Genomic DNA, 19,970 nt, shown 5'->3' on the forward strand with positions numbered 1-19,970 from the left:
ACATCATACGTACGACTACGGGTCCAGTAGTCGTACGTATGATGTGCTTGTTATCGCGAACAAAAAGGGGTTTGACCATGAGCGGCAACTGGCGCGATCGCGCGGCGACAACCTTCGCATGCCAGAAGATGCCGGCGGTCTCCAGTCGCGGCATGGTTGTGAGCAATCATCCGCTCGCCTCCAGCGCCGGCGCCGAGATGCTGGCCGCCGGCGGCAACGCCATCGACGCCGCGATCGCAACGCTGTTCACCCTGACCGTGGTCGAACCGATGATGGTCGGCATCATCGGCGGCGGCATGGCGCATATCCGCCTCGCCGACGGCAGCCACCGTTTCATCGACGGCCAGAGCACGGTGCCATCGGCCGTGCGCGACGATACCTATACCTCCAAGCCCGGCTCGCGGCATGACGTGTTCGACACCGTCGGCGACGAGAATCTCACCGGACCAAAGGCGGTCGCCGTTCCCGGCTCGCTGAAGGCGTGGTGCGAAACGCTGCGGCGGTTTGGCACCATGTCGCTGGCCGATGTCATGCAGCCCGCGATCAAGCACGCCGCGCGCGGCTATGCGACCACGCCTTACTTGCACGAATGCATCACCGAGAGCGCGGCCGAGATGCGCAAGGACAAGCCGATTGCGGCGATCTATCTGCCCGATGACACGCCTCTGAAGGTCGGCGAGCGCGTGGTGCAGGCCGAATACGCGGAGACGCTCGCCTATATCGCTCGGCATGGCGAGAAGGCCCTCTATGAAGGGCCGCTCGGCGACATCCTCGTCGATTACATGGAGAGGTCAGGCGGCTTTATCCGGCGCACCGATCTCACCAACTACAAGACGGTCGAGCGCCAGCCGATCCGCGCCGATTATCGCGGCTGGACCATATTGGGTCCGCCGCCACCGGCGGCGTCCGGCGTGCATATCACGCAGATGCTCAACATTCTCGAAGGTTATGACATCGCGAGCCTCGGCTTCGGCACGGCCGAGACGATTCACTATCTCGCCGAAGTCCTGAAGATCGCGTTCTCCGATCGCGCGGCTGCGAGCGGCGATCCTGATTATGTCGGCGTTCCCGTCGAGCGGTTGACGTCAAAGGCCTACGCCGAGGAGCGTCGCCGCGCCATCGACCCCGCGAAGGCGCAAGCCTGGAGCGCGGGCGTGACCCAGATCGAAGGCGCGCACACCACGCACATGACGGCTGCTGACGCCGCAGGCAACGTGGTCGCGACCACCCAGACCATCAACAATCTCTTCGGCGCGAAGATTTTGATCCCTGGCCTCGGCACGGTCCCGAACAACTACATGAACCTGTTCGATCCGCGTCCCGGCCACGCGCTGTCGCTGGCGCCGGGCAAGCGCGTCACGACCTCGATGTCGCCGATGATCGCGTTGCGCGACGGCAAGTTGAAATTCGCGCTCGGCCTGCCCGGAGGCAAACGTATCTTCCCGAGCGCCATGCAGGCGCTGATCAACCTGATCGACCATGGCATGAGCGTGCAGGAGGCGGTCGAGGCGCCGCGGGTCTGGACCGAAGGCAATGAACTGGAAGTCGAGCGTGCGGTGCCGGACAGCGTGCGCGCAAAGCTCGCCGCCATGGGCCACAAGGTCGCGGTGATGCCGACCGTCGCCGGCGGCATGAACGCGATCGCTTTCGAGGAAGATGGCACCATGACCGGCGCCGCTTGCTGGCGCGCCGACGGCACACCGATCGGGATTTCGGGCGGGCTTGCACGCGCCGGGATCCGGTTCAGGCTGGGCTGATCCGCCTGCTATTTGCGCCCTTGCATCCTGGTGACATCGGCGGTCGCACGCGCGACCAGATCGGTTGCGCTGGCGCTGCTTGAGGTCGCCCGCACCTTGACGTCGATCGTGATCAGCTTCCATTCGCCTTCGGACATGGCGTAGTCGAGCTCATAGCTCAGCCGCGACGGCGTGGTGTCGAAATAGCCGCGCAGCAGCAAGCTGCCGTCGCTGTCGATCGCCGGATCTTCGGTCGGGATGGTCGGCATGCCGGCGATCGTATCGATATGGCGTCCGGCAAAGCTCTTGAATGCCTGCTTCAGCGTGTCGGCCGAAAAACGTTCACGAAACGGTTTTGCCATCTTGGCATAGAGCACATTGTAGTTGCCGGTGAGGTTGGCGTCGTTGAGCGTCAGCAGCGCGACCTTGACCATGACTTCCTCGACCTTCGGCGTCGGAAGCGCGGGCGATTGTGCCGATGCGGCAACAGCGATCAGCGTCCCGATGGCAGCCGTCGAACAAAAGGCGAGAGTACGTTTCATGTCACTTGCGCACACAGATCACGCGCACGACTGCGGCTTTCGCATCCGTCGCGCTGCCGTTCGCCGTGATTTTGTTGGCCTTCAGGAAATCGCGCACCGTATCGGCCGAGACCATCACCGCCTGCGCCGTCGGTGCGGCTGGACCGGCGACGATCACGGGCTTCAACAGTGCAATGCCCGCGAATTTTCCCGCGTCGTCGATCGCGGCGCTGCCGGAAAATCCAACCGCCGGCGCCGGCGACAGCGCGGCATCGCCGCCATTGATCGCTGCCACTGCGCCCTTCACGCTCGACACATTGGCCGCGCCACCCTGGTTTTGAGGATCGGCGATGCCGACGATATCGACGCTCGTCTTCGTAGTCCCGCTTGCGAGGCTGAGCGGTTTCAGGCCGCGTGCGCCATAGATGTGCAGCAGCGCAAGATCGCGCTCCTTGTCCTCGGCGATGCGGTCGGCGCTGCCAAAGCCGGCAATCGTGATCGCGAGGCAGCCATCCGTCACGGCGCGGTCGGCAACGATCACGCCGTCATCGGTGACGACGACGCCAGTGCCGTATTCGACCGTCTTGCGCGGCGGCGGGCCGGCCTGCGGCCCCGCTGGAAACGCGGCAAACGCACTCGACATCGCGATCACGACCGGCTCGACCGTGTTCTCGGTGGCCTGGTCGTAGAGGATCGTCATGATGCGGACTTCGTCGCCTTTGAAGGTGCCACGCATGTAAAACTTCTTGAGGCCCTGCAGGCCCGAGATCACGAAGAAGTCCGGCTTGACGACGGTGTAGTCCACCTTTCGCCCGGCCTCTTTCTTCTCCACCTCGGCGATCTTCGCGGTGGTCGGATTGGCCTCCTTGCGCCGGCTCAAAATCACCTGGATGGTTCCGGTCGGTGACGTCCATTTCGAGCCGTTGGCGTCGCTCGACATCTGCGGCACCAGCTTACCGGGGATGCCGAGCCGTGCGCCGCTGGTCGGCTCACTCTGGATCTTCCAGCCGACGCTCTCCTGCTTCTTCCGCGCGGTCTCGGCGAGCACGGCGCGCTCCTGCGGATTGAGCACGCCGGTCGGCTTGCCGCCCTTGGCCTTCTGATACTCCTTGATCGCGTTGACCATGCGCTCGCTGACGTCGCCGGTGATCGCGCCGTTGTATTGCCCGACCCAGGCGAGGTCGGATTGCAGCGCCAGCCGCTCCGCCTGCGCCATCGCGTCGGCGGTCTGGGATGGCGTTTGCACTGCGGGGCGGATCGGGACGGTCTGGACCGTCTTGGGCTTGCTGCCGGCGGTCGAGGGCGGCGACATCTGGGCGTGCGCGCCGGTCGCCGTCACGAACATCAATGTTGCCGCGAGCATCGATCTCATGACAAATCCAAATAGACCATTGAACGTGGTGCCATCAAAGCACATCTCGTTGGTCGCGAACAATCTCGCCCTGGTTCAGGAGTAGCCTTAAGTGCTTAGCGCGGACGAACTCGAACGCTATGCCCGGCATATCGTGCTGCGCGACGTCGGCGGCCCCGGCCAGGCGGCGCTGAAACGGGCCTCCGTGCTGGTGATCGGCGCCGGCGGCCTCGGCGCGCCCGCCCTGATGTATCTGGCCGCCGCCGGCATCGGCACGTTAGGGGTGGTCGATGACGACGTGGTGTCGCTCTCCAATCTCCAGCGTCAGGTCATCCATACGACGCCGGATATCGGCCGGCACAAGGTGGAAAGCGCCGCCGAACGGATCGCAGCGCTCAATCCACATGTCCGCTTCGTCGGCCACGCCACCTGGCTCAATGCCGACAATGCGCTGGAGCTGATCGGCGACTACGACCTCGTGCTCGACGGCTCCGATAATTTCTCGACGCGCTACCTCGTCTCCGACGCCTGCTTCTTTGCCAAGCGGCCGCTGATCACCGCGGCGCTCGGCACCTTCGACGGCTCGCTCACCACCATCCGCGCGCACGAGACAAACGAGGACGGCGCGTTCAATCCGACCTATCGCTGCCTGTTCCCGGAAGCGCCGCCGCCCGGCACGGTGCCGGCCTGCTCCGAGGCCGGCGTCATGGGTGCGCTCGCGGGTGTCCTGGGCTCGATGATGGCGCTGGAAGCCATCCGCGAGATCGTCGGCTTTGGCGATGGCTTGGTCGGCCGTCTGCTGATGCTGGATGCGCGCGCGATGCGTTTTGAGACCCTGCGCTACGCGCGCGATCCGGCCAATCCGCTCAACGGCGATGGGCCGGTGTTCGACGATCTAAGCATTCATCGCGAGTAGCAAGCGTAGCCCGGATGAGCGTAGCGACATCCGGGGCTGCTTTATCCGCGCATCAACATTTCCCGGATATCGCTGCGCTCATCCGGGCTACAAGACTGCCGCCTCTACAGCATGCTCGGCAGCACGCGATCCGGCGGCTTGTGGGCGTCGAGGAAGGTTCTGATGTTGATGATCACCTTCTCGCCCATCTCGACACGGCCTTCGATCGTGGCCGAGCCCATATGCGGCAGCAACGTGACCTTGCCGGCCTTGGCGAGCCGGACCAGCTTTGGATTGACCGCGGGTTCGTGCTCGTAGACGTCGAGGCCGGCGCCGCCGATCTCGCCGGCTTCGATCAGCTTGATCAGCGTGTCCTCGTCGGTCACCTCGCCGCGCGCGGTGTTGACGATGTAGGCCTCTTTCCGGATCAGTTTCAGCCGCCGCGCCGAGAGCAGGTGATAGGTTGCCGGCGTGTGCGGGCAGTTGACCGAGATGATGTCCATCCGCGCCAGCATCTGGTCGAGGCTTTCCCAATAGGTCGCGCCGAGTTCCTCGGCGATCTTCGGGGCCACCGGGCGGCGGTTGTGATAGTGGATCTGCAGGCCGAAGGCGCGGGCGCGGCGCGCCACCGCCTGGCCGATGCGGCCCATGCCGATGATGCCGAGGCGCTTTCCGCCGATGCGGTGGCCGAGCATCCAGGTCGGCGACCAGCCCGCCCAGGGTTTTCCTTCGGTCAGGATCGAGGCACCCTCGATCAGCCGCCGCGGCACCGCCAGGATCAGCGCCATCGTCATGTCGGCGGTGTCTTCGGTGAGGACTTTTGGCGTGTTGGTGACGGTGATGCCTTTGGCATGCGCCGCCTCGACATCGATATTGTCGACGCCGTTGCCAAAGTTCGCGATCAGGCGGAGCTTGCAGTCGGGCTGGTTGATGATGTCGGCGGTGATGTGGTCGGTCACGGTCGGAACCAGCACGTCGGCGGTGCGCGCGGCTTCCGCGAGCTGCTCGCCCGACAGCGGCGCGTCGTCGAGATTGATCCGGGCGTCGAACAATTCGCGCATGCGCGTCTCGATCTGGTCCGGCAGCTTGCGGGTGACGACGACGAGGGGCTTTTTCTTAACCGACATGTCCTGCTCTCATGAGCGAACGATCCCGCCTCCGTGATGAAAGGCCGACCGTTCAGGTCTCATTAACCCGGTTGTTCGACACTGCCCTTGCCGCGTCGTCCCCGGCGTTTCCTTCAAGCTCTCCCGAGATTTCCGGCCGGAAAATCGGGTTCTTGAGCGTCCGTCCTCTCTAGCAGAAGGCCGGGCCAAGACAAGAACCACGGCAAGAACCACGGCGGAGCCGGGGAACACCCGCGTGGGGCGGGTTGAGGGGATATGTGGCGGGGTTTGGAAGTTTAAGTGGGGGGATCCGGCTCGCTCAGCACCGGGTTTCCGTCAGGAGACGGGTTGTGATGGCGTTGGGGCGTTTGAGTTCGGTGGTTGCGCTCGTCTGTGTCTGTCTGGGCGCTTCGGTCAGCACCAGTCATTCGGCCAAGGACAACGTACAGACCACCTCGGGCTTGCCGGTGCCGCGCTACGTCAGCCTCAAGTCCGATCACGTCAACGTCCGCGCCGGTCCGACCAAGGACAATGACGTGGCCTGGGTCTACACCCGCTCCGGCCTGCCGGTCGAAATCACCGCAGAGTTCGAGAACTGGCGCCGGGTGCGTGATTCCGAAGGCGCCGAAGGCTGGGTCTATCACTCGCTGCTGTCAGGCCGCCGCACCGCCGTCGTCACCATGAAGCACAAGGACGATCTCGCGCCGATCTACGATCGCGCCGACCTGGACAGCGCGGTCGCCGCGCGGCTGCAGGCCGGCGTCGTCGCGCAGGTCAAGAAATGCGTGACGGGATGGTGCCGCGTCATGGGCACCGGCTTCGACGGCTGGATTCAGCAGGAACGCCTCTGGGGCGTCTACGCCGACGAACAGGTGAATTGACCTACTTGAGATAGCGCACGCTTTTGCCACAGCGTCATGCCCGGGCGTAGCCGTCCGAAGGACGGCGTCGCTTCCGCTCGCCTATGTCCCGGGCATCCACGAACTTCTTCACCTAGCGCAAAAACGTGGATGGCCGGGACAAGCCCGGCCATGACGACAAATAGGGAGCCTCAAAACTTCACCGCTTCTTGCGCAGGCGCACGACCATGTCGATGCGCGCGATCTCGTAGCCGTCGGGCACGTCGGGCATCTTCGACAGCGCCAGGTGCGGGTCGGGGATATCGACCAGCTCGTGGCTGTTCTCGAGATAATAGTGGTGATGCGTGGTGACGTTGGTGTCGAAATAGGTCTTGGTGCCGTCGACGCTGACCTGGCGCAAAAGACCTGCGTCGGTGAGCTGGTTGAGCGTGTTGTAGACGGTGGCGAGCGACACCGGAACCTTGGCCAGGGTGGCCTCCTCGTACAGCATTTCAGCCGTGAGGTGGCGGGCGCCCTTGCCGAACAGCAGCCAGCCAAGCGCCATCCTCTGGCGCGTCGGACGCAAGCCCGCAGCCTGAAGCATTTCGTTGACGTCGTGCCATGGGCAACCGGTCAATGCCGGCTGGCGTCCCGGGTGGAGGGCCGCGGAAAGGGCGGTTTCGTCGTTATGGGGCGCGTTGTTCTCGCTCATTTCCAACTGTTCGGGCACGCGTGGTCAGATACTATCGTCTTGCAATATATGAAGAGATAGATGCAGATGCAAGTTTCTCGCAACTAGAGTGGTTCTAAGTTGCGGAGGCCGCTGGAGGAACCCCAGGGCCTGATGCGGTCTTTTAACCCTGTGCGGGCGCTTTGACCCAGGGCTTTCACCCCCAAGGCTTTGACCGAAGGAAGGCCTGTGTTAGAGAGCGCGCGGTCCCGCTTAACCGATTTTGGCGCAATCAGGCCCTCCAGGGCCGGCTTGGCACCTGATCCTTGGCGCCGGATAGCGACGAGTGGCGCGCGATCCCTTACCAAGCGGGGCCAATTCCGCCAAAATAAGCCCGATCGGGATTGAATAGAGGCTTCTGATGCTCAACCGGCGTAACGGTTACGAATACGAGGACTTGCTGGCTTGCGCTCGCGGCGAGATGTTCGGCCCCGGCAACGCCCAACTGCCGCTGCCGCCGATGCTGATGTTCGACCGCATCACGGAAATCTCCGAGACCGGCGGTGAGTTCGGCAAGGGTGTCGTGCACGCCGAGCTCGACGTGAAGCCCGACCTCTGGTTCTTCGGCTGTCATTTCAAGAACGACCCCGTGATGCCCGGCTGCCTCGGCCTGGACGCCCTGTGGCAGATGGTTGGATTCTACCTTGGCTGGGTCGGTGGCGAGGGTCGCGGCCGCGCGCTGGGGTTGAGCGAGCTGAAGTTCAGCGGCCAGGTGCTGCCGGAGGCCCGCAAGGTTGTGTACCATTGCGACATGAAGCGCGTAATGCGCTCAAAGCTGGTACTGGGTGTCGCCGATGGGTGGCTTTCGGTCGACGACGCTATTATCTATCGCGCGAAGGACCTGAAGGTCGGCCTGTTCAAGCAGGGCACGTCGCTGGGCTAACGCGAAAGCGCATTACATAGAGACAACGATTAAGGCGAGGCGGTCATGAGGCGGGTTGTGGTCACCGGGATGGGCATCGTCTCGTCGATCGGAAACAACACCCAGGAAGTGCTTGCGAGCCTCCACGAGGCGAAGTCAGGCATCTCGCGGGCAGAGAAATATGCCGAGCTCGGCTTCCGGTCGCAGGTTCAGGGTGCACCGTCGATCGATCCCGCGACGGTGGTCGACCGGCGCGCGATGCGCTTCCTCGGCCAGGGCGCCGCGTGGAATCACATCGCGATGGAGCAGGCGATCCAGGACTCCGGTCTGTCGCCCGAGGACGTCTCCAACGTTCGTACCGGCATCATCATGGGTTCGGGCGGACCGTCTGCGCGCACCATTGTGGAATCCGCAGACATCACCCGCACCAAGGGACCGAAGCGCGTCGGCCCGTTCGCGGTGCCGAAGGCGATGTCGTCCACGGCATCCGCGACGCTCGCGACCTGGTTCAAGATCAAGGGCGTCAACTATTCGATCTCCTCGGCCTGTGCGACGTCGAACCATTGCGTCGGCAATGCCTACGAGACCATCCAGATCGGCAAGCAGGACGTCATCTTCGCCGGCGGTTGCGAAGAGCTCGACTGGTCGCTGTCGGTGCTGTTCGACGCCATGGGCGCGATGTCCTCGAAATACAACGATACGCCCTCGACCGCCTCGCGCCCCTACGACCTCAACCGCGACGGTTTCGTCATTGCCGGCGGCGCCGGCGTGCTGGTGCTGGAAGAGCTCGAGCATGCCAAGGCGCGCGGCGCGCGCATCTACGGCGAGATCGTCGGCTATGGCGCGACCTCGGACGGCTACGACATGGTCGCGCCGTCGGGCGAGGGTGCCGAGCGCTGCATGCGCATGGCGCTGTCGACCGTGAAGACCAAGGTCGACTACATCAATCCGCACGCCACCTCGACGCCCGCCGGCGATCCGCCCGAAATCGAGGCGCTGCGAAAAGTGTTCGGCACCGGCGAGAAGTGCCCGCCGATCTCCGCGACCAAGGCGCTCACGGGCCATTCGCTGGGCGCGACCGGCGTGCAGGAGGCGATCTATTCGCTTCTGATGATGAACAACGGCTTCATCTGCGAGAGCGCGCACATCCAGGAGCTCGACCCCGTGTTCGCCGACATGCCGATCGTGCGCAAGCGCATCGACAACGTCAAGATCGGCACCGTGCTGTCGAACTCCTTCGGCTTCGGCGGCACCAACGCCACGCTGGTGTTCAGCCGGCTGGATGCGTGATCCCGGATTTTGTCATGCCCCGGCTTGACCGGGGCATCCAGTACGCCGCGGCCTCTCCGTATTCGTCACCGTCTCTGCAATACTGGATCGCCCGACCAAGTCGGGCGATGACCTCGGAATAACAGGAACCACGATGCAAGGTTTGATGAAGGGCAAGCGCGGTCTGATCATGGGCATCGCCAATGATCATTCGATTGCCTGGGGCATGGCGAAGACGCTGCATGCGCATGGCGCCGAGCTTGCCTTCACCTTCCAGGGCGAGGCGCAAGGCAAGCGGGTCAAGCCGTTGGCGGCCGAGCTCGGTGTCGATCTGGTGCTGCCCTGCGACGTCGAGGACATCGCCAGTGTCGATGCCACCTTCGAGGCGCTCCGCAAGAAATGGGGCCAGCTCGACTTCGTGATCCATGCGATCGGCTTTGCCGACAAGAACGAGCTGAAGGGCCGCTACGCCGACACCAGCCGCGAAAACTTTTCGCGCACCATGGTGATCTCCTGCTTCTCCTTCACGGAAGTCGCAAAGCGCGCGGCCGAGATGATGCCATCAGGCGGCGCCATGATCACGCTGACCTACGGCGCCTCGATGCGCTCGATGCCGAATTACAATGTCATGGGTGTCGCGAAAGCGGCGCTGGAAGCATCGGTGCGCTATCTCGCCACCGATTTCGGCCCCAAGGGCATCCGCGTCAACGCGATCTCGGCGGGCCCGGTGCGCACGCTCGCCGGCTCCGGCATCGGCGAGGCACGTGCGATGTTCGCCTTCCAGCAAAAGCACTCGCCGCTCGGCCGCGGCGTCACGCTCGATGAGCTCGGCGGCTCGGCGCTGTATCTGTTGTCCGATCTGTCCGGCGGCGTAACCGGCGAGATCCACTACGTCGATTCCGGCTACAATATCGTGCTGATGCCGAAGCCGGACAATCTGAAGGCCGAGTAGGGCGTTTCGTCGCTTCGTAGGGTGGGCAAAGGCGCGCCCTTTGCGCGCCGTGCCCACCATCTTCAAGACATCCGACAGAAGTGGTGGACACGCCATCGGCGCGCGTCGCGCGACCCGTTGGCTGTGCCCACCCTACACGATCTGCTAAGCCCCTCCCGCGAACCCCACGAAAGTCGTCGCTTCATCGACCGACTTGCGCTCGGATATGACGGCATTGGCGGGAAAGCTGTGATCCGGCCAGCCCAGTGCGATACTTTTCATGATCACCTGATCATCAGCGATCCCGGCATGCTCGCGCACCACGGGGGATTGCATGATCCCCTGGCTGTTGATCACGGCACCAAGTCCCCGCGACCAGGCCGCGTTGACGAGCGCGGTCGCCACGGCGCCACAGTCGAAGGCGGTATCGTCACTGGACGCGAGCACCCGATCGTATGTGATGATCACGCACACGGGTGCGTCGAACTGGCGAAAACCGCGCAGGACCCAGTCTTGCCGCTGCTGCTTGTCATCGCGCGCAATTCCCATGGCGCCGAACAATTGCTTGGCAACGCCGATCTGGCGTTCGCGATGCACGCCCTCGAACGGCTGGCCGGTTCGAAACTCGCGCGAGTGCGGCACGCCTGCCAGATTGCGCTCGGTATTGCCCTGACGGATGCGATCCAGCGGTTCGCCGGTGATGACGTAGAAATTCCAGGGCTGGGTATTCATCGACGATGGCGCGCGCATCGCCAGCGCCAGGATTTCCTTGATCAATTCCGGCGGGACGGGATCGGGCTTGTAACCGCGAATACTGCGCCGGCCGAGAATGACATCGTCAAATTTCATTTTTCGCGTTTTCCTGAAATGGGCATGAGGCAGCGTTCTCCCTCACCGTCCTGATCATGTCCATAGGGTTTCAGCGAGCGATGACGTTCGGCCGGATCAGACCATGCCTCAACCCGCCGCGATTTTTTCCGCGCGCTGGAATGCCGGCCGCGCCATGCAGCGTGCGATATAGGCGTCGAAATTCGGGCGCGACGGCACCATCTTGAACAGCCGCACGGCAAAGTTCAGCCCCGCGCCGATGGTGATATCGGCGGCGGAGAATTTTTCGCCCAGTATCCACGGCCCCTTGGCGAGCGCGGCATCGAGCACGTCGAACACCTGTGTGGCGCTGCCCCAGGCCGCGGTCGAGGTCGGCACCTCGATCTTGGTGAAAATCTGGATGATGGCGGGCTCGATGCAGCTCGGCGAGAAGAACAGCCATTGCAGATAGCGGGCGCGGAGAGGATCGGTCACATCAGGCGCAAGCTTGGTCTCCGGATAGCGGTCGGCGATATAGGCGCAGATCGCCGCTGCCTCACCGAGCGCAGCGTCGCCGTCGGAAAGCGCCGGCACCTTGCCCATCGGATTGATCTTGAGAAAATCCGGCGCCTTCTGCGCGCCGGTCGAGATATCCGTCAGCACCCGCTCATAGGGCAGTCCCGTTTCCTCCATCAGCCAGATCGTCGAGAACGAACGCGAGCGGGGCGACCAGTAGAGCTTGATCATGGCGCGGAACCTTTCATCGGCGGAACGAGCGAGGCGCGATTCATCGCGCGTTTGCGGCGCAACCGCAACGCACTACGCCTAGGCAAGCGGAGCGCACCACGAACGACATCTTGGTCAACGCTATTTCGCGTCGCTCTCGCGCGCCGGTCGACGCCCGAGCATGTACGGAAGCGTCTTGTCGAGACTTTCCGTCAGCATCGCGCGAACGCCGTCGCGCAGCGCCAGATCGCCCGCGGCATCTTCGGGGCGAATTGGGAACGATTCTGCAGGCAGGTCGCGATAAGGGCCCATCATCGGGTGGCCCACGAGCGACTGCAGCGCGAACGGCGTGAAATTGGTCACCGCAGAGCCGTGTCGGATGATCGAGAAGTCTCGCCCATCAAAGACGCGGACATAAGTCGCCGCGTAAAGGAAGACGCGATGTCCAAGCAGCACATTCTGATCGACGATGCCGAAGCCGCCAACCGTATAATTGGTCGAGCCGAATCGGCTGATCGAATTGCCGATCTGAATGTAGCGCTGGCAATTCGTGCCCATGGTGGCTTCACGCATGCGCTCCGCCACTTCTGCCTTGAGGTCGCGAAGAAGTCCGTCCCTGGGCGCGTCGTGTTGAGGAAGCCTCGCCGGGTTGTAGGGAATCCTGAGCACGGTCGCACCGGCCGGCGCTGCGGCGCGGACCCGCGCAAATATGAGATCGTTGAGCCCCCAACTCGTAATCGGAACGGCAGTCTCCTTGCTCTGGAAGACGGTCAGGCCAATCGACTTCACCATGAACTCATCGCCGGTGGTGACCACCACGCCAAGCCAGCACGGCGCGCTCCCGACGGACGCCGGTTTGCCGGCCGGGCTGCTTGGGGTCGAAGGCTTCCTTGCCGTAGTCTTGGCGGGCGGCGGCAATGCGGGAACGGTTTCTCCTGGAGGTGACAGGGCCCATCCAGGCGCAGCAAGCGAAAATGCGAGCGCGACGGTCACGGCAGATCGAAGCATGATCGGTGTGCGAAAGCGCAAGCTCTCACTCTTCCTTGAGATAGCCGGGCAGCCCGCGGTCGAGCCTGTCGGTGACGAGCGCCCGCGTCTTTTCCCGCAAAACCGCGCTGCCCGAGGCAGCCTCAGGCGGGTCGGGGAACTGCGAATTGTCGAGCTTGTTGAGCGGATCCTCGGTCAATCGCATGCTTGCGGCCAGGTTCATGCCGAAGTTCACGAACGGGCGCTTGATCTGCTCATAGGTTTGGCCGTCGATCAGGGTGATCGAGATGTTGGCGAACAAATGCGAATGACGGAGGATCGATCCGACGCCCTGATTGTAGGCACCGATGCCGTTCAGCACCATTTTGGATCCTGGCAACTCCCCTTTGTAAGTGGTTGCGACGAGGTAGCGTTCGCAATTCGCATCCGGTGTGATGCTTTTGACGATTGTTGGCAGGCGCTCGCTGGGATCGGGAATGAAGAGCGATTTCGGATTGTAGAATGGCGCGAAAGCCCCCTTGGGATAACCAATCCTGCGGACACCGGCGTCGCCGCCCGCCGCCGCACGCACCCGCGCGAACACGAGATCGTCGAGGCCCCAGTCGATGGGGACCTCGGTCGCTTCGTTCTCGAAGATCGTGACTCCGAACTTCTGGACGGAATAGCGCTCGCCGATCACCGAGATCACGCCGAGTCTGCAAGGGCCGCTTTCGACCGCTTGCGGCTTGCTCGTCGCCGGCTTGGCGGCCTTTTGCGCCGGCTTCTTCGGAGCGGGCTTGGCAGGCGCCGACGTCGTGGCAGGTGGAGCGGAGGAAGGTGAGGGCGACTGGGCCCAACCCGCCGTCGCAAGACATGACGCGAGGACGACGGTGACGGCAAAATTACGCAGCATGGCTCGGAAGTGAAGGTTGATGAGGCGGGAGCTGCAAACTAGAGCGTGCAGGCGGCGTCCGCAAGCGGAGGATTTATGCAGGCCTCTTCCACCGGTAGCACTTCATCATGAAGCCGGTCGCTTCCGCGATCTCCTCCTTCTCGAACACAAAACCTTCGCGCTCGTACCAGCGCCAGGCCTTTTCGTTCTCGCGCACGCAGCGCAGATAGATTTCGTCGGGCAGTTGCGTGCGCGTGAATGCCAGCAATTGCCGGCCGAGCGAGCGGCCCTGCCAGGCGGGCGCGACGAAGAGCTGGTCGAGATAGTGATTTGGCAGATGCAGCGCCAGCATCGCCGCGATCGCGCCGTTGTCATCGGCCACGAAAAGCGTCCAGCCATCATCGATCTCGCGCCGCACGCGTGCACGCAGATTGGCGAGCAGGAAATTGCTGGCCTCCGCTAGCCCGGTCGAGACCCAGCTCTCCATCCAGACGCGGCCGACCTCGTCATATTCGTCGGGGCGTGCGAGCCGGATCAACGGAGGCGACATGACGACTCCCGATCAAACCCGTGACCGGCGCGATGACGATCCGGCCGCGTTGCGCGCACGGACCTTGCCGGCGGCAAGACACACCACCTCCGAGATCTGCGTGAGCTGCCGTGCCAGCGGGCTGGTCTTGCGCCAGACCATGCCGATGGTGCGCGAAGGCTGCGGCGCCTCGAAGCGCGCGACCGACACCGATGCGGAGCGCGTCTCCACTGCGACGGCCATCTCCGGAATCAGGGTGACGCCGATGCCGGCGCTGACCATCTGCACCAGCGTGGACAGCGAGTTCGCGTCGAGCATTTCCCGCGGTGGAGCCGATTGCATCTTGCAGAACGACAGCGCCTGCTCGCGAAAACAATGTCCCTCCTCGAGCAGCAGCAGGCGCATTTCGCGCAACATCTCACGGCTCGGCACTGGAGCGCCCTCGTCCTTGCCCGGCCGCACCAGCAGAAAAGTTTCCTCGAACAGGGCCACCTCGGTCAGCGACGGCTCGGACACCGGCAGTGCGAGGATCGCCGTGTCGAGCCGGCCTTCGGCGAGTTCCTGGATCAGTCGCGGCGTCAGCGTCTCGCGCACGCGGATGTCGAGCTCGGGATGCAGGCGCGTGAGCGTCTTGGTGATCTCCGGCAGGAGATAAGGCGCGATCGTCGGGATCATGCCGATGCGCAGGCGTCCGGTGAAGCGGTCGCGCGAGGCGCGGGCGAAATCTCCGAGCTCGTCGACCGAGCGCAAGATGTCGCGGACGCGTTGCGCGAGTTCTTCGCCGAACCGCGTCAAGGTCACCTGCCGCGCGCTGCGCTCCAGCAGCAGGCCGCCCAGGGTTTCTTCCATTTCCTTGATCTGCATCGACATCGCCGGCTGCGAGATCGAGCAGGCTTCCGCCGCGCGGCCGAAATGGCCGTGACGCGCCAGCGCATCGAAATACCGGAGCTGGCGCAGCGTGAGGTTTATCATCAGAAAAACCTATCGCAGCGATCACTAAAGTCAACTTTACCTGATAGGAGGGCGTGCTTAGAGTGATTTGACCTGGTGCAGGGCGGATTACTCACGCCACCAGAGGAGGTATTCATGGACGACAAGACGAAGTGCCCGTTTTCGGGCGGAAAACCCGCGCCATCGAACCGCGAGTGGTGGCCGACCACGCTCAATATCGAGGGGCTGCACAAGAATTCCGGCCTGTCCGATCCGATGGACAAAGACTTTGACTACGCCAAGGAGTTCAAGACCCTCGACCTGAACGCTGTGGTCAAGGACCTCACCGCCCTGATGACGGATTCACAGGAGTGGTGGCCGGCCGACTTCGGTCACTATGGCGGCCTCATGATCCGCATGGCCTGGCACAGCGCGGGCACCTACCGCACCACCGACGGCCGCGGTGGCGCCGGCGCCGGTCAGCAGCGGTTTGCGCCGCTCAATAGCTGGCCCGACAACGCCAATCTCGACAAGGCGCGCCGCCTGCTCTGGCCGATCAAGCAGAAATACGGCCGCAAGCTGTCCTGGGCCGATCTGATGGTGCTGGCCGGCAATGTCGCGCTGGAATCGATGGGCTTCAAGACCTTTGGTTTCGCCGGTGGCCGCGCCGACGTGTGGGAGCCGGAAGAGCTGTATTGGGGCCCCGAAGGCACCTGGCTCGGTGACGAGCGCTACAGCGGCGAGCGCCAGCTCGCGGAGCCGCTCGGCGCCGTGCAGATGGGCCTCATCTACGTCAACCCGGAAGGCCCGAACGGCAAGGCCGATCCGGTCGCTGCGGCCAAGGACATCCGCGAGACCTTCTTCCGCATGGCGATGAACGACGAAGAGACCGTCGCGCTGATCGCCGGCGGCCACACGTTTGGCAAGACGCATGGCGCCGGCGATCCGTCGCTGGTTGGACCGGAGCCGGAAGCCGGCGCGCTCGAGGATCAAGGCCTCGGCTGGAAGAGCGCGCATGCGTCGGGCCTCGCCGGCGATTCCATCACCAGCGGTCTCGAGGTCACCTGGACCACGACGCCGACGAAGTGGAGCAACAATTTCTTCGAGAACCTGTTCAAGTACGAATGGGAGCTGACGAAGAGCCCGGGCGGTGCGCAGCAGTGGACCGCCAAGGGCGCCGACGCCATCATTCCGGACGCGTTCGACAAGTCGAAGAAGCATCGCCCGACGATGCTGACGACCGACCTCTCGCTGCGCATGGATCCCGCCTATGAGAAGATCTCGCGTCGCTTCCTGGAGCATCCCGATCAGTTCGCGGACGCGTTTGCCCGCGCCTGGTTCAAGCTCACCCATCGCGACATGGGCCCGATCCAGCGCTATCTCGGCCCGCTGGTGCCGAAGGAGACGCTGATCTGGCAGGATCCGATTCCGGCCCTCAATCATGAGGTCGCCAGCGATGCCGATATCGCGTCGCTGAAGGCAAAAATCCTGGCGTCGGGCCTCTCGGTCTCCGAGCTGGTCTCCGCGGCCTGGGCCTCGGCCTCGACCTTCCGCGGCTCCGACAAGCGCGGCGGCGCCAACGGCGCGCGCATTCGTCTGGCTCCGCAGAAGGACTGGGAGGTGAACCAGCCGGCCCAGTTGTCGAAGGTGCTCGGCAAGCTCGAAGCCATCCAGAAGGACTACCAGTCCGGCGGCAAGAAGGTTTCGATCGCCGACCTGATCGTCCTCGGCGGCACCGCCGCGGTCGAGAAGGCCGCGAAGGATGCCGGCGTCGACGTGAAGGTTGGCTTCACGCCGGGTCGCATGGACGCGTCGCAGGAGCAGACGGATGTCGCCTCCTTCGCGCCGCTGGAGCCGCGCGCCGACGGCTTCCGCAACTATGTCGCCAAGAAGCAGCAGTTCATGCAGGTCGAAGAGGCTCTGGTGGACCGCGCGCAATTGCTGCGGCTTACCGGGCCGGAGATGACCGTTCTCGTCGGCGGTCTGCGCGTGCTCGGTGCCAATGCTGGTGGTTCGAAGGCCGGCGTCTTCACGTCGAAGGTGGGAACGCTCTCCAACGACTACTTCGTCAACCTGCTCGACATGGCGACGGCCTGGACGCCGGCCGGCGACAACGCCTACGAAGGCCGCGACCGCAAGACCAACGCGGTGAAGTGGACCGCGACGCGCGCCGACCTGATCTTCGGCTCGCACTCGCAGCTCCGCGCCTTCGCCGAGGTCTATGCCTCGTCGGATGCCAAGGAGAAGTTCGTCAAGGACTTTGCAAAAGCCTGGACCAAGGTGATGAACCTCGACCGCTACGACCTCGCCTGATCGGCGACGAACGCGACCCAAACAAAGAAGGGCGGCCGCGAGGCCGCCCTTTTTATTTGATCCGGCGCGGACGACGTCTGCGGCAAATCCCGGTCTTGCGAGCAACTCTATCGGATGCAATCATAGGTCGTTCACGAGCGGCGCTTTTGCGGGGTGAGCCATGTGGAGCAGGGTCCGGGCCGTAATCGTAGTAATTCCCTGGCTTCTCGTCCGCCTCATCACGTTCCTCCTGAGGCCATTCGTCTGGCTGATCAGCCTTGCCGTCATCGGCCTCGTCTTCCTCATCCTGATCGTGCCAACGACGCCCCGCGACGTAGCCTATCGAAACATCGATCCGGTCTCCGACGTCTGCGGCTTCTCATCCGATCGCGCGTGGGATGTGCTGGCCGATCGCGCCAGTATGACCGGTGCGGCCGTGGACAATGACGAGATGGCGGCGATCGCGAAATTCCTGTCCGGCGGATGGGACAAAAAATTCTCCTGCGCGTTGCAGCGGCACGTAATCCCCGGGGCGTCCGATGGCGAGGCGCTGTTCTACAATCTGGCATTCGTGGAATTCAGGGAGGATGGCACTCCCTATGAGCTGATCAAGGATATCGGACTGCCTTACCCTCTCGATGAGCTGTCGAGCCGGATCCGGTTCGTCGACAGTGAAAAGCGCGAAGCGATCACGCAACTGCGGGCGCTCACGAATCTGTTAAGGGAAACGCCCGGCCGAAACTACGTGATCGTGTTCGTGCATGGCTGGCGCCACGACGCCCGCGTGGGTGACGACAACGTCGCTGCGCTGCGCCGATATGCCGGTCATGCGGCGCGATTCCTGAAAGAGCGCTGTCAGGCGGGCGAGCGCGCGCAATGCGACCGGGTGGTCACGGCCGTCTTCGTTGGCTGGCGCGGAGCCAGGATCGACGAGCGGCGCGTGGTCGAACCCTTCGTCGCGCTCGGGAGCTGGCTCGATGCTGGAACAAAGAGCTGCCGGAGAGACAAGCCTGTCGAACCTGCCACTCCATCTGCCACCCGAAAGTGCTGGCGCGATCTGCTCGAGGGTTGGGGCAATGGTGTAGCCTCGCTATTTGCGGCACTGACCTTGTTCGATCGCAAGCCGGTAAGCGAGGCGATCGCGCCGCATGTGCTGACCGCGGTCCGATCGATCGAAAGCACGTTCGACACTGTCGAGGAGGGGCGCGCGATCCCCTACTACGACAAGCTTCGCAACTCCAATCGTCTCCTGGTGATCGGCCACAGCCTCGGGGGAAACCTGCTGGCGACGGCGCTCGAGCACGACGCCGTCAAGCACGTGGAATGGCAGGCGCAACGAAACGCCGAGGCACGCCAGCAGGGCGGAACGCCCGCGACGGGAAGGGCTGCCGCATCGCGCGTAAATCCGCAGAACTACTTTGACCCTCTGCTGGGAAACCTCGTCGTCCTGATCAACCCGGCCTCCGAGGCCCGCAAATGGACCTCGATCCAGCGCGCGATCTGGCAGCGCGTGATCTACCGCGAGGGAGATGCCAAGTTGAACGAGGACTACGGGCACAATTTCTTTCCCGACTATCAGCGCCCGGTCGTCGTCGCCGTCACGTCGGCCTTTGCATGGCCGCCGGGCGGCATCCGCACGGAGGACTGCGCCGTCGCCTTCAACTACAACCAGAAGCTAAGGGACAATCCGCCGGCGATGAAGGGCGCCGCCGAGCTTCTCCGGAAAGAGACGCGACTGCATGCCGCGATCGCCGACGTCGACAAGAAATCCCAGAACGGCGGCGTGGTCTACGATACGGCTACCCACGACCTGTTTCCGTTCTTCAAGTTCGACTTCCGGCCAATGGCCGACCGCCTCGACCGCTATGGACGCCTTCTTGCCAACCAGAAGGTGCCGCGGCTCTCATGCGACCGGGACCCCGCGGTCACCTCCTGGTGGCCACGGCTCCTGATCAATATCGCGGCTTATTTGCGCGACGCGCCGTTCCAGGAATCGGACATGGAGGAAACCAGGACCATCGGCAATCTTGATGTGCCGCGCCACGCGGCCGGCACGCTCGATGACTATCTGCTTCCATCAAAACCATTCGGGACCACGCATGAAATCCGCGGAATCGGAGATCCCCGACGGTCGATGTCCTATTCGACGCTCGCGACGAGCAAACTGTTCGAATGTCCGATCAGCGATTTCTGGCTGAGCCGGGCGCGACGTCAACATCCGCCCCACGGCACGACCTGGGACAGCGAGGACCTTGCGCCGGCGGCCGGGGACGAAAATCCCGCCGCCAAATCGCTGTCGACCCGCATCACCCACGGCTTCGACATGGCGGGCATCCAGCCCGTTACGCGCGCCAACGATCCCTTCTGGAACATGCGGGCGTATGACGACGTGATCGCCGAGCACAGCGGTTACCGCCTCTCATCCTTCATTTGCGCGGTCAATCAACTCGTCATGGACGAACCGACAAGGATTCCGACGCCGCCAAAGCCGCCGGTCGCGGCCGAGATTCCGAGGAATCCCGCGGAGAGGCTGCCGGATTTCGCACCTCCGGTGATTCTCAAGAAGGATTAGCAGTCTGCTGAAAAAC

At 63.7% G+C, this 19,970-nt stretch carries 18 protein-coding genes; 8 read left to right on the forward strand and 10 right to left on the reverse strand.

Annotation, left to right across the window (positions count from 1 at the left end; all coding sequences use genetic code 11):
• Nucleotides 1-77 precede the first annotated feature (77 nt).
• A complete protein-coding gene (gene ggt, locus C2U70_RS27880) occupies nt 78-1,757 on the forward strand; it encodes a gamma-glutamyltransferase (RefSeq protein ID WP_140981840.1) in 1,680 nt (559 codons plus the stop codon).
• 8 nt (nt 1,758-1,765) lie between these two features.
• Here the strand turns inward: ggt and C2U70_RS27885 are convergent, their stop codons facing one another.
• Nucleotides 1,766-2,278, reverse strand: coding sequence for a hypothetical protein (locus C2U70_RS27885; protein ID WP_140981841.1), 513 nt, complete (start codon nt 2,276-2,278; stop codon nt 1,766-1,768).
• Nucleotide 2,279: 1 nt separating this feature from the next.
• Nucleotides 2,280-3,629, reverse strand: a complete 1,350-nt coding sequence (locus tag C2U70_RS27890; protein WP_186294518.1) for a serine protease — start codon at nt 3,627-3,629, stop codon at nt 2,280-2,282.
• Nucleotides 3,630-3,720: 91 nt separating this feature from the next.
• Between C2U70_RS27890 and C2U70_RS27895 the strand changes: the two genes are divergently transcribed.
• Nucleotides 3,721-4,524 carry a HesA/MoeB/ThiF family protein gene (locus C2U70_RS27895; protein ID WP_140981842.1) on the forward strand — a complete coding sequence of 268 codons (804 nt, stop codon included), beginning with the start codon at nt 3,721-3,723 and terminating at the stop codon, nt 4,522-4,524.
• Nucleotides 4,525-4,628: 104 nt separating this feature from the next.
• Here the strand turns inward: C2U70_RS27895 and C2U70_RS27900 are convergent, their stop codons facing one another.
• Nucleotides 4,629-5,630: a 2-hydroxyacid dehydrogenase gene (locus C2U70_RS27900; protein WP_140981843.1), complete on the reverse strand. Its 1,002-nt coding sequence runs from the start codon at nt 5,628-5,630 to the stop codon at nt 4,629-4,631.
• A gap of 332 nt (nt 5,631-5,962) precedes the next feature.
• Here C2U70_RS27900 and C2U70_RS27905 point away from each other — a divergent pair, with 332 nt between their 5' ends.
• Nucleotides 5,963-6,490 carry an SH3 domain-containing protein gene (locus tag C2U70_RS27905; protein WP_140981844.1) on the forward strand — a complete coding sequence of 176 codons (528 nt, stop codon included), beginning with the start codon at nt 5,963-5,965 and terminating at the stop codon, nt 6,488-6,490.
• Between the two features lie 178 nt (nt 6,491-6,668).
• Here C2U70_RS27905 and irrA read toward each other — a convergent pair whose 3' ends face one another.
• On the reverse strand, nt 6,669-7,160 hold the full coding sequence (gene irrA, locus C2U70_RS27910; RefSeq protein WP_140981845.1) for an iron response transcriptional regulator IrrA: 492 nt from the start codon (nt 7,158-7,160) through the stop codon (nt 6,669-6,671).
• A gap of 379 nt (nt 7,161-7,539) precedes the next feature.
• Here irrA and fabA point away from each other — a divergent pair, with 379 nt between their 5' ends.
• From fabA to fabI, 3 genes are all read left to right on the forward strand, one after another.
• On the forward strand, nt 7,540-8,061 hold the full coding sequence (fabA, locus tag C2U70_RS27915) for a bifunctional 3-hydroxydecanoyl-ACP dehydratase/trans-2-decenoyl-ACP isomerase (protein ID WP_140981846.1): 522 nt from the start codon (nt 7,540-7,542) through the stop codon (nt 8,059-8,061).
• A 45-nt stretch (nt 8,062-8,106) separates the two neighbouring features.
• On the forward strand, nt 8,107-9,330 hold the full coding sequence (gene fabB, locus C2U70_RS27920; RefSeq protein ID WP_140981847.1) for a beta-ketoacyl-ACP synthase I: 1,224 nt from the start codon (nt 8,107-8,109) through the stop codon (nt 9,328-9,330).
• A 133-nt stretch (nt 9,331-9,463) separates the two neighbouring features.
• Complete coding sequence (gene fabI / locus C2U70_RS27925; protein WP_140981848.1) at nt 9,464-10,261, forward strand: enoyl-ACP reductase FabI; 798 nt, start codon at nt 9,464-9,466, stop codon at nt 10,259-10,261.
• Between the two features lie 144 nt (nt 10,262-10,405).
• On the opposite strand, the gene C2U70_RS27930 is transcribed toward fabI, so the two are convergent.
• From C2U70_RS27930 to C2U70_RS27955, 6 genes are all read right to left on the reverse strand, one after another.
• Nucleotides 10,406-11,089, reverse strand: a complete 684-nt coding sequence (locus C2U70_RS27930; RefSeq protein ID WP_140981849.1) for a nitroreductase — start codon at nt 11,087-11,089, stop codon at nt 10,406-10,408.
• Nucleotides 11,090-11,197: 108 nt separating this feature from the next.
• Nucleotides 11,198-11,794, reverse strand: a complete 597-nt coding sequence (locus C2U70_RS27935) for a glutathione S-transferase family protein (RefSeq protein WP_140981850.1) — start codon at nt 11,792-11,794, stop codon at nt 11,198-11,200.
• A gap of 120 nt (nt 11,795-11,914) precedes the next feature.
• Complete coding sequence (locus C2U70_RS27940; protein WP_246666884.1) at nt 11,915-12,766, reverse strand: hypothetical protein; 852 nt, start codon at nt 12,764-12,766, stop codon at nt 11,915-11,917.
• Between the two features lie 40 nt (nt 12,767-12,806).
• Nucleotides 12,807-13,652 (reverse strand): hypothetical protein, encoded by an 846-nt coding sequence (locus tag C2U70_RS27945; protein ID WP_140981851.1) that lies wholly within the window; start codon nt 13,650-13,652, stop codon nt 12,807-12,809.
• A gap of 73 nt (nt 13,653-13,725) precedes the next feature.
• Nucleotides 13,726-14,181 carry a GNAT family N-acetyltransferase gene (locus C2U70_RS27950; RefSeq protein ID WP_140981852.1) on the reverse strand — a complete coding sequence of 152 codons (456 nt, stop codon included), beginning with the start codon at nt 14,179-14,181 and terminating at the stop codon, nt 13,726-13,728.
• Between the two features lie 12 nt (nt 14,182-14,193).
• Nucleotides 14,194-15,132, reverse strand: coding sequence for a LysR substrate-binding domain-containing protein (locus C2U70_RS27955; RefSeq protein ID WP_140981853.1), 939 nt, complete (start codon nt 15,130-15,132; stop codon nt 14,194-14,196).
• 114 nt (nt 15,133-15,246) lie between these two features.
• Between C2U70_RS27955 and katG the strand changes: the two genes are divergently transcribed.
• A complete protein-coding gene (gene katG / locus C2U70_RS27960; protein WP_140981854.1) occupies nt 15,247-17,403 on the forward strand; it encodes a catalase/peroxidase HPI in 2,157 nt (718 codons plus the stop codon).
• A gap of 160 nt (nt 17,404-17,563) precedes the next feature.
• The gene (locus tag C2U70_RS27965) at nt 17,564-19,954 is read left to right on the forward strand and encodes a hypothetical protein (protein ID WP_140981855.1); all 2,391 of its coding nucleotides are present in this window, start codon (nt 17,564-17,566) and stop codon (nt 19,952-19,954) included.
• Nucleotides 19,955-19,970 lie beyond the last annotated feature (16 nt).

This window comes from Bradyrhizobium guangdongense, from assembly GCF_006483445.1.
Taxonomy (GTDB): domain Bacteria; phylum Pseudomonadota; class Alphaproteobacteria; order Rhizobiales; family Xanthobacteraceae; genus Bradyrhizobium; species Bradyrhizobium guangdongense_A.

Bases quoted from the DNA above. Each gene is read 5' to 3' on its own strand.
- C2U70_RS27885 (WP_140981841.1), bottom strand. From the start codon at position 2,278: ATGAAACGTACTCTCGCCTTTTGTTCGACGGCTGCCATCGGGACGCTG.
- fabI (WP_140981848.1), top strand. From the start codon at position 9,464: ATGCAAGGTTTGATGAAGGGCAAGCGCGGTCTGATCATGGGCATCGCC.
- C2U70_RS27950 (WP_140981852.1), bottom strand. From the start codon at position 14,181: ATGTCGCCTCCGTTGATCCGGCTCGCACGCCCCGACGAATATGACGAG.
- irrA (WP_140981845.1), bottom strand. From the start codon at position 7,160: ATGAGCGAGAACAACGCGCCCCATAACGACGAAACCGCCCTTTCCGCG.
- C2U70_RS27955 (WP_140981853.1), bottom strand. From the start codon at position 15,132: ATGATAAACCTCACGCTGCGCCAGCTCCGGTATTTCGATGCGCTGGCG.
- C2U70_RS27945 (WP_140981851.1), bottom strand. From the start codon at position 13,652: ATGCTGCGTAATTTTGCCGTCACCGTCGTCCTCGCGTCATGTCTTGCG.
- C2U70_RS27900 (WP_140981843.1), bottom strand. From the start codon at position 5,630: ATGTCGGTTAAGAAAAAGCCCCTCGTCGTCGTCACCCGCAAGCTGCCG.
- katG (WP_140981854.1), top strand. From the start codon at position 15,247: ATGGACGACAAGACGAAGTGCCCGTTTTCGGGCGGAAAACCCGCGCCA.
- C2U70_RS27890 (WP_186294518.1), bottom strand. From the start codon at position 3,629: ATGAGATCGATGCTCGCGGCAACATTGATGTTCGTGACGGCGACCGGC.
- fabA (WP_140981846.1), top strand. From the start codon at position 7,540: ATGCTCAACCGGCGTAACGGTTACGAATACGAGGACTTGCTGGCTTGC.
- C2U70_RS27905 (WP_140981844.1), top strand. From the start codon at position 5,963: ATGGCGTTGGGGCGTTTGAGTTCGGTGGTTGCGCTCGTCTGTGTCTGT.
- ggt (WP_140981840.1), top strand. From the start codon at position 78: ATGAGCGGCAACTGGCGCGATCGCGCGGCGACAACCTTCGCATGCCAG.
- C2U70_RS27930 (WP_140981849.1), bottom strand. From the start codon at position 11,089: ATGAAATTTGACGATGTCATTCTCGGCCGGCGCAGTATTCGCGGTTAC.
- fabB (WP_140981847.1), top strand. From the start codon at position 8,107: ATGAGGCGGGTTGTGGTCACCGGGATGGGCATCGTCTCGTCGATCGGA.
- C2U70_RS27965 (WP_140981855.1), top strand. From the start codon at position 17,564: ATGTGGAGCAGGGTCCGGGCCGTAATCGTAGTAATTCCCTGGCTTCTC.
- C2U70_RS27935 (WP_140981850.1), bottom strand. From the start codon at position 11,794: ATGATCAAGCTCTACTGGTCGCCCCGCTCGCGTTCGTTCTCGACGATC.